The organism is Duganella sp. LjRoot269 (assembly GCF_964254095.1).
GTDB lineage: Bacteria > Pseudomonadota > Gammaproteobacteria > Burkholderiales > Burkholderiaceae_D > Rugamonas > Rugamonas hordei.
Map to the genome: position 1 here is coordinate 6,700,883 of NZ_CAXUSL020000001.1, position 11,184 is coordinate 6,712,066.

The following is an 11,184-nucleotide window of genomic DNA, read 5'->3' on the forward strand; positions in this document are numbered from 1 at the left end:
CATGACCACCAAAAAATTCAAGCTGCCGCACACCTTCGTCCTGCTGTTCATCATCCTGGCGCTGATCGCGGCGGCCACCTGGCTGGTCCCCGGCGGCAAATACGAGACGCACCTGGTCAATGGCAAGCAGCTGATCGACCCGTCCAGCTTCCACTACATCGCCAGCGCGCCGCAGGGCCTGACGGCGCTGATGAAGGCGCCGATCAAGGGCTTCGTGGACGCGGCGCTGATCATCGGCTTCGTGCTGATCGTCGGCGGCGCCTTCTCCGTGCTGCAGAAGACCGAGGCGGTCGACTCGATGATCAAGTCGCTGGCGCGCGCGCACGACAGCTCGGTGTTCATCCAGAAGGCGCTGATCCCGGTGTTCGTGACCATGTTCTCGATCGGCGGCGCCACCTTCGGCATGAATGAGGAAGCCATACCGTTTATATTGATTTTCGTGCCGCTGGCGCTGGCCTTGGGCTATGACACCGTCACCGGCGTGTCGATCCCCTTCCTCGGTTCGCAGGTCGGTTTTTCGGCGGCGTTCCTGAACCCCTTCAACGTCGGCATCGCGCAGGGCATCGCCGGCGTGCCGGTGTTTTCCGGCTGGGGCTATCGCCTGATCGTCTGGTTCATCGCCACCGCCATCACCATCGTCTTCCTGATGTGGTACGCGGCGCGCGTGAAAAAGACGCCGGAGCTGAGCCCGACCTACGCGCTCGACCTGGAAAAGCGCCGCGAGCAGCCGCACGGCCTGGGCGAATTCCACGGCATGACGGGGCGCCACAAGCTGGTGCTGGCGATCTTCGTCGGCTCGCTGGTGATCATGGTCGGCGGCGTGGTCGGCTACGACTGGTACATCGATGAAATCGCCGCGCTGTTCCTGACCATGGGCATCGTCATCGGCCTGGTGGGCAAGCTCGATTCGACGCAGATCGTCGAAGGCTTCATCCAGGGCGCGCGCGACCTGGTCGGCACGGCGCTGGTGATCGCGCTGGCGCGCGGCACGATGATTTTGGCGCGCGACGCCCACATCATCGACACCATGCTGCACTCCTTGATGCCGCTGGTGCAGTCGTCCAGCCCGATCTTCGCGGCATGGAAGATGTTCGGCATCCAGACGGTGATCAACTTCTTCATCCACTCCGGCAGCGGCCAGGCCGCGCTGACCATGCCGATCATGGCGCCGCTGGCCGACCTGGTGGGCGTGACGCGCCAGACCGCGATCCTGGCGTTCCAGTTCGGCGAATTCACCACACCGATGATACCGACATCCGGCATCACCGTCGGCGTGCTGGCCCTGGCGCGCATCCCCTGGATCACCTGGGCCAAGTGGATGGTGCCGCTACAGCTGATCTACGCCGTGCTGGCGCTGGCGCTGCTGGTGCCGCCGTGCCTGATGGTTTGGCAATGATGGGCTTTAAGTAGCTGCTTCATGAGCGGCGGTCCCTCCCAGCAAACGCGCTATGGCCGCTTTTTGCGCCGACCGGCAGACATCGGCAAGCAGCCATTGATCACTGCCCGGAAGGCGTAGCCAGATGGCTTTCCAGGCGTTGCGGTTGCCGCTGCCTTGCAGATTGGCGAAGCAGGATGGCGAAACTACATGCTCGCCATATTTGATTTCCGCCCCCGCCACCACAGCGAAATAGTACTGGTGATCGAAGCATGCGCGCAGCCTTGTCCCCTCTGGCAGAAAGACTTCCTTCCATTGGTATCCGGCCTCGGATGGCGCCGCCGGCTGCTGTTGGGCTGCCGGGGCCGGTTTCATATAGTTGCGGATCGCCTCGCAAATGAACGGCTCCAGCGCTAGAGAATCGGACCAGAAATGACCTGTGAATTCGCCCAGGGCCTCCAGCACATCGGAGGGCACGCGGATCGGGAATGCGTGAGCATGCATGAGGGGTTCCCAAAAAATCGGTTTTTACTAAGCGCTGCTAACCGCCGCTAAAACTTACTACTGCGCGCTATCGATTACTAAAATTGCCAAGACGAACGCTAAACGATACTAATTTTCGGCCTGTATTTGTTAGAGCCGATTAGTACTGTTTAGTTCACGCGATAGTACAAACTCCGACGAAATATCGGAGACTATCGGTGAATAGCAAGGGTTCGCACGTTTTAGTAAAACCCGAAAAAAAGACATACCCGCCGCGTGCGGTCCTGTCGATGGGGAGCCCCAGATCCCCCCCTCAACGTCCCCCTGGCTGGCATGAACGGCTAGTTGGCGTAGATGTTCGGGAAGTAGCGCTCCATCAGCGTCGCCGGCCGGGCCGGCGGCGTGAAGCCGAATTGGGCGTACAGGCCGTGCGCGTCGCTGGTGGCCAGCATGAAGCGGCGCAGCCCCTGCAAATCCGGGTGCGCCAGCACCGCCTCCATCAGGCGCTTGCCGTATCCCTGCCCCCGGACCTCCGGCAGCACGAACACGTCGACCAGGTTGGCGAAGGTGGCGCTGTCGGTGATCACCCGCGCGAAACCCACCTGCCGGCCGTCCAGATAAGCGCCGAAACACAGCGAATTGTCGATCGCCCGCTCCACCACGGCGGGCGGAATGCCGATGGCCCAAGTCGACTGCTCGCTGAGGAATTGGTAAATCAAGGGCAGGTCGAGTTCCGCCTTGTCGGTGCTGATGTGCAGAGTAGTCATGTTTTCGGTGATTAAAAAGACAACGTTGACGTATTTTCGAGCATCTACCGGTTTATAATCGATGCCGACAAAACGCGCAAACTACTTTCTTCATTATGACTGCACAACTCTCCAAAAAAGCCGAAGCCTGGTCGGCCCGCTTCAACGAACCCGTTTCGGACCTCGTAAAACGCTATACCGCCTCGGTATTCTTCGACAAACGCCTGGCCAAGGCCGACATCCAGGGCTCGCTGGCCCACGCCGAAATGCTGGCCGCCCAGGGCATCATCAGCGCCGCCGACCGCGCCGAGATCGAGCGCGGCATGGCGCAGATCTCGTCCGAGATCGAAGCCGGCCAGTTCGAATGGCTGCTGGACCTGGAAGACGTCCACCTGAATATCGAAAAACGCCTGACCGAACTGGTGGGCGACGCCGGCAAGCGCCTGCACACGGGCCGCTCCCGCAACGACCAGGTGGCCACCGACATCCGCCTGTACGTGCGCTCGGCCATCGACGACGTGGTCGAACTGCTCAACGCCCTGCGCGGCGCGCTGACCGACCTGGCCGAAAAGAACGCCGACACCATCATGCCCGGCTTCACCCACATGCAGGTGGCGCAGCCGATCACCTTCGGCCACCACATGCTGGCCTATGTCGAGATGTTCGGCCGCGACGCCGAGCGCATGGCCGACTGCCGCAAGCGCGTCAACCGCCTGCCGCTGGGCGCCGCCGCGCTGGCCGGCACCACCTTCCCGATCGACCGCCTGCGCGTGGCCAAGACGCTGGGCTTCGACGACGTCTGCCACAACTCGCTGGACGCCGTCTCGGACCGCGACTTCGCCATCGAGTTCACCGCCGCCGCCTCGCTGATCATGACGCACATCTCGCGCATGTCCGAAGAGCTGGTGATCTGGATGAGCCCACGCGTGGGCTTCATCGACATCGCCGACCGCTTCTGCACCGGCTCGTCGATCATGCCGCAAAAGAAAAACCCGGACGTGCCGGAACTGGCGCGCGGCAAGACCGGCCGCGTGTACGGCCACCTGATGGGCCTTTTGACCCTGATGAAAGGCCAGCCGCTGGCCTACAACAAGGACAACCAGGAAGACAAGGAACCGCTGTTCGACACGGTCGACACCGTGGTCGACACGCTGCGCATCTTTGCCGACATGGCCGGCGGCATCAGCGTCAAGCCGGAAGCGATGCGCGCCGCCGCGCTGCAGGGCTACGCCACCGCGACCGACCTGGCCGACTACCTGGTCAAGAAGGGCCTGCCGTTCCGCGACGCCCACGAAGCCGTGGCCCGCGCCGTGCGCGCCTGCGACGACCTGAAGATCGACCTGGCAGAAATGTCGCTGGACCAGCTGCGCGCCTTCTCGGCGCTGATCCAGGACGACGTATTCGCCGTGCTGACCTTGGAAGGCTCGGTCGCCGCGCGCGACCACGTCGGCGGCACCGCGCCGAACCAGGTGCGCAAGGCGATTGCCCGCGTGCGCGAACAGCTGGCAAAATAAACCCCGCGTCGCTCCCGCGCAAGCGGGAGTCCATGCCGGGCATCCGCAGCTGCTCGGCATGGATTCCCGCCTGCGCGGGAATGACGTGCACCCGGACATCCCGAACGCCCGCCAGAGGACAGAGGAGACGCAAATGTTTATGCCGGTCTCGCGAGCCATCGACAAGCTCAATGAAAAGATCGCCCACGCCGTCGGCTGGTGCCTGCTGGCCGCCGTCATCATCTGCACCGTCAACGCCGTGGTGCGCTACACCCTCAACATGAGCTCCAACGCCTGGCTGGAGATCCAGTGGTACCTGTTCGCGTCGATGTTCATGCTGGCCTCGGCCTACACGCTCAAGCGCGACGAGCACGTGCGCATCGACGTCGTCGCCGGCCGCTTCTCCAAACGCACGCAGGTCTGGATCGACCTGTTCGGCTACCTGCTGTTCCTGATGCCGATCTCGCTGGTGATCCTGTACTACGGCACGCCGTTCGCGCTGCTGTCGCTGCGAAGCGCCGAGATGTCCAGCAACGCCGGTGGCCTGATCGTCTGGCCGGCCAAGATGCTGGTGCCGGTCGGCTTCCTGCTGATGGTGCTGCAGGGCGTCTCCGAGATCATCAAGCGCATCGCCTTCCTGGCCGGGAAAATCGACGGCCACGAATTCGCCAAGCACGCCGCCACGCCGCAGGAAGAGATCGAAGCGATCAAAGCCGCCAATAAGATCAACTAAGGCACATACATGGAAGCATTCCTGGTAGCGAATCTGGCGCCCATCATGTTCGGCGCGCTGGTGATTTTCCTCCTCTCCGGTTTTCCCGTCGCGTTCTCGCTGGCCGCCAACGGCCTGTTCTTCGGCATCGTCGGCATCGAACTGGGCCTGCTGAAACCCGAGCTGCTGCAGGCGCTGCCGAACCGCATCTTCGGCATCATGGCCAACGACACGCTGCTGGCCATCCCCTTCTTCACCTTCATGGGCCTGATCCTCGAGCGCTCCGGCATGGCCGAGGACCTGCTCGACACCATAGGCCAGCTGTTCGGACCGATACGCGGCGGCGTCGCCTACGCGGTGATCTTCGTCGGCGCGCTGCTGGCGGCGACCACCGGCGTGGTGGCCGCCTCGGTGATCTCGATGGGCCTGATCTCGCTGCCGGTCATGCTGCGCTACGGCTACGACAAGAAGCTGGCGGCCGGCGTCATCGCCGCTTCCGGCACGCTGGCGCAGATCATCCCGCCGTCGCTGGTGCTGATCGTCATGGCCGACCAGCTGGGCCGCTCCGTCGGCGACATGTACAAGGCCGCCTTCGTGCCCGGCCTGCTGCTGACCGCGCTGTACGCCGGCTACGTGCTGGCGATATCGATCTTCAAACCCAAGATGGTGCCGGCGCTGCCGCTGGAGGCGCGCAACCTGCGCCAGCCCAATGGCGACAGCGGCGCCCGTTCGCTGCTGGTGCTGGTGATCGGCGCGGTGGCCGCGTCGTTCGCCTTCGCCCACTACTGGGGCGCCAGCCACCCGGCGCTGGCCGCCGACGAACTGGGCATCTTCTCCGGCGCGGTCGGCATCGTCGGCGCCTTCGCGTTCGCGCTGGCCAACCGCCACCTGAAACTGGGTCTGCTGTCGCGCATGGCCGAGCGCGTGGTGTTCGTCATGATCCCGCCGCTGGCGCTGATCTTCCTGGTGCTCGGCACCATCTTCATCGGCCTGGCCACGCCGACCGAGGGCGGCGGCATGGGCGCGATGGGCGCCATCCTGCTGGCGATGTTCAACGGCCGCCTGTCGCTGGACCTGACCAAACAGGCGATGCACTCGACCACCCGCCTGTCCTGCTTCGTGGTGTTCATCCTGATCGGCTCCACCGTGTTCTCGCTGGTGTTCCGCGGCGTGAACGGCGACCTGTGGGTCGAGCACCTGCTGTCCAGCCTTCCCGGCGGCAGCACCGGCTTCCTCATCGTCGTCAACATCCTGTTCTTCGTGCTGGCCTTCTTCCTCGACTTCTTCGAGCTTGCCTTCATCCTGGTGCCGCTGGTGGGCCCGGTGGCGGACAAGTTGGGCATCGACCTGATCTGGTTCGGCGTGCTGCTGGGCGTGAACATGCAGACCTCCTTCATGCACCCGCCGTTCGGCTTCGCGCTGTTCTACCTGCGCTCGGTCGCGCCGAAGGAAGTGAAGACCTCCGACATCTACTGGGGCGCGATCCCGTTCGTGCTGATCCAGATCGTCATGGTGGTGCTGATCATCAGCTTCCCCAACCTGGTGTCGGTGGAGAAGAAGGTCGACATGAACGAGCAGATCGAACTGAAACTCGACACGCCGCCACCGCCTGCCGAAGAGAAGAAGGACGACGAGGCGCCGCAGCTGAACTTCTCGACCGACACGGAGAAGAAATGACGCGCCCGACGCTGACCTACCGCAAGCCGCAGCTGGGCCGCGACTACTGGGTCAAGGACGACATCCTGCCCAACGCGCGGGAAGTCGCGCAGCGCTGCTTCGCCCGCGAAGACTGGGAGCTCGGCGCGCCGCACCGCCCGGAACCCTGGCCCGGCATGCGCAGCAAGGGCGCGCTGCTGCCGGACGAACTGGCGCTGGTGGAAGCCTGGGTCAAGAAGGTGACGGGAGCGAAGAAGCTGTGGCAGGAGGCCACGCCGCAGGGCAGCACGCTCAATCACAACTACGTGCAGCTGGTGGGCGGGATCGAATCCGGCCCGCGGCCGCATACCGATTCGCTCAAGCTGTGCCGCTACGCGGCGGTGATCTACCTGTCGCCGGACCCGCTGCCGGCGGCCGGCACCTCGTTCTACCGGCTGCGCTATCCGGATGGCACGCTGGGCGGCAACTACTGCAGTCCCCCGCACGCCAACCTGCGCGAGGCGCTGGGCGTGACCAGCCTGCCGCCGCAGGCCTGGCACGAGGACCTGCGCGTCGACAACCAGTTCAACCGCATGCTGCTGTACCGCGCCAACATGGTCCACTCGGCCAGCGGCTACTTCGGCTGCGACCACGACGACAAGCGCATGACCGCCGTGTTCTTCTGGATGGCGTGACGCCCTCGATCAGAGCGTCACCATCTTCGACAGCACCGAAAACGCAGCGCCGGTCTGGTTCTGCTCCAGCAGGATGGTCAGCTCGGTGTAGGTGCAGATCATGTTGACCAGGTTGATCTTGTCCCACGCCAGCTGCTTGAGGATGGCGTGATAGATGCCCGGCGTGCGGCTGGTGTCGGGATTGAGGTGCAGCGTGACCGCGCTCAGGTTGTCCTGCCGCGCCAGCAGCCGCTCGCCGACGAACACCTCCTCCACCATGCAAGTGAGCACCCGGCTGCAGATCACCATCACCTCGTTGACGCCGCGCGTCACCGTGACGAAGGAGCCGCGCATCGGCTCGGCGCGCGCCAGCAGCTGGCGGTGGCATTCGTTGACGCTGTCCGTGTAGCGGAAGGTGTATTCGGTCAGCTCGGTGCGGGTGGTCAGCTCGCCGGTCTTCTGCGCCAACGCGATCGGCTCGTTGCTCGCCTCCGGCAGGCGCTCGGCGACGCGGCGCAGCGCCATCACCACCGCCGCCTGGCCGACCGGCTTCCACAAATCGCTCTCCAGCTGCGGCTGCAGCTGGCGCGCCAGCTCCGACAGGTTGATCAGGTTGCGCCGCAGCCCTTCCGTGAGAAAAGACGACTCCATGACGATGCGTTCTACTTTGGTGGCAATCGACAGCATGCAAGTTCCCCTTGTCCGCGCGCCGGCGGACAAAAACTAAGCTGATAGCAGGCGCTGTGCCGCGCGGCCGCCGTGATCGGGGCCGCGCAGCGACGCAATAGCCTCGCCGGCGCCCCGGATAGGGACGCGGCGGCGGAAGATATGCGGCAAGCGTTGGTCTTTAACTGGGAGCGATGCTAGATCGGCGGCGGGGCCGTCGTATGGGAGGCGCGCAGCGCGCGGGCGGAACTGAAATCGTGCTGTGGGTGTGCGGTCATTTTCTTCTTCCTGTGGTTCCCGATTGCGCTTGTTATCAAGGGTCGTGCCCTGCGCTTTTTATGTGCCGGTCCGGGACCATAATCCCAGCCGGCTGCAACTAGTTTAATTCGCAATATTAAATCTATGCAACTGGGATTTGCTGAATTTTTGGGCATAGTGTTGCGTAGCCACCGAAAATAGAGCGCGGCGTCTAGTTCGTTGTTCATTTAAGACAAAACCCTTCAATCGTGCGCCTTCCGGCGGGCCTACTCTGGTATGCGCCATGGTCGGACAAGGCCGCATGTCCCCCCGGAATTGTCTAAATTCAGACATTTTTTTCTCCCGCGACTAATTTTCCAAGTTTTTTGACTTCGCCATCTCGACAGGAATAGTGTCGCCACTGCTCGCCGTTTTAGCCGCACAAAAATCGCTGACCAGCCACCCGCCGGGGCAGCGCCGAGGACGCCGAGTTGGCCACGATCCGGCCAGGCAGCATCAAGCGAAATACACCTAGACCCCATGGAGAAGAGATGAATTTACGTAAGACCCTACTTGCTGCATCCGTCGTCGCCGCTTTGCCGATGATGGTATCCAGCGCAGCCCAGGCGGCTGCACAACTGATGTCCGCCCCGGTCAGCCTGGCCTCTCCACAAGAGAGCAAGGGACTGGTCGCCAAGCTGACGGCGCTGGACGCCGAGCACGGCCTGTCGGCCGATCACAGCTTCCGCATCAGCAGCCAGCACCCTGGCGTCGTCGGCCAGAAAATCACCCGCGCGCAGCACACCTTCAAGGGTCTGCGCGTGTACGGTTCCGAATCGGTGGTGGTGACCAATGACGCCGGCGACATCGTCAGCGAATCGGTCTCCGACCGCCGCGCGGCGCTGGGCGCCGACACCAACGGCGTGACCGCCGGTAAAACCTCCGCCATCGTCGACACCACGCCGTCGCTGAGCGCCAGCGACGCCATCGCACTGGTGGTCAAGGCCGTCGCCCCGAGCGGCACGCACCGCTGGGCGCCGAGCGCCGAGCTGCTGATCTACCCGGTGATGAAGTCGGTGCGCATCGCCTCGGCCGTCAACAAGTCCGAAGCCGCGCTGAACGCGATGGACCTGGAAGACGTGGTCGACCATTACGAGCTGGCCTACTTCGTGCAGACCCGCATGGCCAACAAGGGCAAGCCGGTGTACTTCGACACCATCCTCAACGCCAAGACCGGCGCCGTGATCGCCCAATGGCAGGCGCTGCAAACCGTGGTCGGCACCGGCAACAGCCAGTACAACGGCGTGGTGCCTATCCAGACCTCGCTCTCGGGCAGCACCTACAAGATGCTCGATTCGACCCGCGGCACCGGCGGCACCTACGGCGGCATGGCCATCACCGACGCGGCCCACAGCTCGGCCGACAATCCAAATGCCGGCAGCATCTACACCAACACTACCAACACCTGGGGTGACGGCAAGCAGTACATCAATGGCGGCAGCGACACCAACGCCAATGGCCAGACCGCCGCGGTCAACGCGCTGTGGGGCTTGATGAACACCTACGACACGATGAAGAACGTGCTGGGCTGGCAATCGCTGGACGGTAACAACACCGCCACCTACATCGCCGCCCACGTCGACACCGCCTACGACAACGCCTTCTTCGACCCGGGCTGCAAGTGCATGTACATCGGCGACGGCTCCAGCTTCTACAGCCTCGGTTCGATCGACGTGATCGGCCACGAAATGTCGCACGGCGTCACCGACGCCACCTCCAACCTGACCTACTCCGGCGAATCGGGCGGCTTGAACGAGTCGAACTCGGACATCGGCGGCGAGATGGTCGAAGCCTATGCCCGCAACGGCGGCACCGGCATGGTGATCCCGGCCAGCGGCAACGACTGGATGATGGGCAAGGAGATCAGCAAAACCGGCCAGCCGCTGCGCTGGATGTACAAACCGAGCAAGGACGGCAGCAGCCCGGACGCCTGGAGCAGCACGATCAAGAACCTGAACGTGCACTATTCCAGCGGCCCTAACAACCGCATGTTCTACTTCCTGTCGCAGGGTTCGAACGCCAGCAGCACCAGCGACTACTACTCGAAATACCTGATCAAGAGCCCTGCCGCGATGACCGGTATCGGCAACGACAAGGCATTCCGCATCTGGTTCAAGGCGAACACCACCAAGTTCACCGCCTCGACCAACTACGCCGACGCACGCAACAAGGTGCTGCTGGCAGCACAGGAACTGTATGGCGTGGGCTCGAAGGAAGCCATCGCCGTGCAACGCGCCTACGCCGCGATCAACGTCGGCGCCGACATCGACGAAGCAGCCGGCGGGTCCGCCGTGTCGATCTCGACCCAGCCAGCCAGCGTGACCGTGGCTGCCGGCTCGACCGCATCGTTCAGCGTCGGCGCCACCGGCGGCACCGCGCCGTACACCTACAAGTGGTACCGCAACGGCGCGGTGATCAGCGGCGCCACCTCGGCCACCTACTCGCTGACGGCGCAATCGACCGACAACGGCGCGGTGTTCAACGCCGTCGTCAGCGATTCGTCGTCGCCGGTCAAGACCGCGACCTCCGGCAACGCCACGCTGACCGTCGGCAGCACCGGCGGCAGCACCGAGCGCGTGACCAACGGCGGCTTTGAATCGGGCGCCACCGGCTGGAGCGGCACCACCGGCGTGATCGGCACCTTCACCGGCGAAACGGCCTACGAAGGCACCAAGTACGCCTACCTGGGCGGCAACGGCCAGACCGCGTCCGAAACGCTGACCCAGGCCGTGACGATCCCGTCGACCGCCACCTCGGCATCGCTGACCTTCGCACTGCATATCGACACCGCTGAATCGGGCACCACCGCCTACGACAAGCTGGTTGTCACCGTGAAGAACAGCGCCGGCACCGTGCTGGGCACCCTGGCCACCTATTCGAACGCGAACGCGGCCAGCGGCTACCAGATCCGCACCTTCAACCTGATCGCGTACAAAGGCCAGACCGTCACGCTGTCGTTCGCCATGACGGAAGACTCGTCGCTGCAAACGTCGTTCGTGGTGGACAAGGTCAGCCTGATCACCCAGTAAGTGAGGTTGTAACACCTGGACAGCCCCGTCCACCCCATCGGGGCTGTTTTTAAAGAGGCGGCAGCGCATCGCCG

At 63.8% G+C, this 11,184-nt stretch carries 9 protein-coding genes; 6 read left to right on the forward strand and 3 right to left on the reverse strand.

Annotated features, from left to right (window positions below):
• Position 1 precedes the first annotated feature (1 nt).
• A complete protein-coding gene (locus ACSQ3S_RS29940; protein ID WP_176652421.1) occupies positions 2 to 1,396 on the forward strand; it encodes a YfcC family protein in 1,395 nt (464 codons plus the stop codon).
• Positions 1,397 to 1,402: 6 nt separating this feature from the next.
• Here the strand turns inward: ACSQ3S_RS29940 and ACSQ3S_RS29945 are convergent, their stop codons facing one another.
• Entirely contained in the window at positions 1,403 to 1,879 is a 477-nt protein-coding gene (locus tag ACSQ3S_RS29945; RefSeq protein WP_353400986.1) for a hypothetical protein, read from the reverse strand.
• 320 nt (positions 1,880 to 2,199) lie between these two features.
• Positions 2,200 to 2,625, reverse strand: coding sequence for a GNAT family N-acetyltransferase (locus ACSQ3S_RS29950; protein ID WP_176652420.1), 426 nt, complete (start codon positions 2,623 to 2,625; stop codon positions 2,200 to 2,202).
• 95 nt (positions 2,626 to 2,720) lie between these two features.
• On the opposite strand from ACSQ3S_RS29950, the gene argH reads away from it, so the two are divergent.
• From argH to ACSQ3S_RS29970, 4 genes are all read left to right on the forward strand, one after another.
• Positions 2,721 to 4,118: an argininosuccinate lyase gene (gene argH / locus ACSQ3S_RS29955; protein ID WP_436144646.1), complete on the forward strand. Its 1,398-nt coding sequence runs from the start codon at positions 2,721 to 2,723 to the stop codon at positions 4,116 to 4,118.
• A gap of 139 nt (positions 4,119 to 4,257) precedes the next feature.
• Positions 4,258 to 4,830 (forward strand): TRAP transporter small permease subunit, encoded by a 573-nt coding sequence (locus ACSQ3S_RS29960; protein ID WP_436145099.1) that lies wholly within the window; start codon positions 4,258 to 4,260, stop codon positions 4,828 to 4,830.
• Between the two features lie 9 nt (positions 4,831 to 4,839).
• Positions 4,840 to 6,486, forward strand: coding sequence for a TRAP transporter large permease (locus ACSQ3S_RS29965; protein WP_436144647.1), 1,647 nt, complete (start codon positions 4,840 to 4,842; stop codon positions 6,484 to 6,486).
• Complete coding sequence (locus tag ACSQ3S_RS29970; RefSeq protein ID WP_176652417.1) at positions 6,483 to 7,139, forward strand: DUF6445 family protein; 657 nt, start codon at positions 6,483 to 6,485, stop codon at positions 7,137 to 7,139. The genes ACSQ3S_RS29965 and ACSQ3S_RS29970 overlap by 4 nt, the downstream gene beginning before the upstream one ends.
• A 9-nt stretch (positions 7,140 to 7,148) precedes the next feature.
• Here ACSQ3S_RS29970 and ACSQ3S_RS29975 read toward each other — a convergent pair whose 3' ends face one another.
• The gene (locus ACSQ3S_RS29975) at positions 7,149 to 7,805 is read right to left on the reverse strand and encodes a hypothetical protein (RefSeq protein WP_176652416.1); all 657 of its coding nucleotides are present in this window, start codon (positions 7,803 to 7,805) and stop codon (positions 7,149 to 7,151) included.
• 767 nt (positions 7,806 to 8,572) lie between these two features.
• Between ACSQ3S_RS29975 and ACSQ3S_RS29980 the strand changes: the two genes are divergently transcribed.
• Complete coding sequence (locus tag ACSQ3S_RS29980; protein WP_436144648.1) at positions 8,573 to 11,110, forward strand: M4 family metallopeptidase; 2,538 nt, start codon at positions 8,573 to 8,575, stop codon at positions 11,108 to 11,110.
• The last annotated feature ends 74 nt before the right edge of the window (positions 11,111 to 11,184 follow it).

What these genes read in the sequence shown, in the direction of transcription:
- ACSQ3S_RS29950 (WP_176652420.1), bottom strand. Translation starts at nt 2,625, where the DNA reads ATGACTACTCTGCACATCAGCACCGACAAGGCGGAACTCGACCTGCCC.
- ACSQ3S_RS29965 (WP_436144647.1), top strand. Translation starts at nt 4,840, where the DNA reads ATGGAAGCATTCCTGGTAGCGAATCTGGCGCCCATCATGTTCGGCGCG.
- argH (WP_436144646.1), top strand. Translation starts at nt 2,721, where the DNA reads ATGACTGCACAACTCTCCAAAAAAGCCGAAGCCTGGTCGGCCCGCTTC.
- ACSQ3S_RS29970 (WP_176652417.1), top strand. Translation starts at nt 6,483, where the DNA reads ATGACGCGCCCGACGCTGACCTACCGCAAGCCGCAGCTGGGCCGCGAC.
- ACSQ3S_RS29960 (WP_436145099.1), top strand. Translation starts at nt 4,258, where the DNA reads ATGCCGGTCTCGCGAGCCATCGACAAGCTCAATGAAAAGATCGCCCAC.
- ACSQ3S_RS29975 (WP_176652416.1), bottom strand. Translation starts at nt 7,805, where the DNA reads ATGCTGTCGATTGCCACCAAAGTAGAACGCATCGTCATGGAGTCGTCT.
- ACSQ3S_RS29980 (WP_436144648.1), top strand. Translation starts at nt 8,573, where the DNA reads ATGAATTTACGTAAGACCCTACTTGCTGCATCCGTCGTCGCCGCTTTG.
- ACSQ3S_RS29940 (WP_176652421.1), top strand. Translation starts at nt 2, where the DNA reads ATGACCACCAAAAAATTCAAGCTGCCGCACACCTTCGTCCTGCTGTTC.
- ACSQ3S_RS29945 (WP_353400986.1), bottom strand. Translation starts at nt 1,879, where the DNA reads ATGCATGCTCACGCATTCCCGATCCGCGTGCCCTCCGATGTGCTGGAG.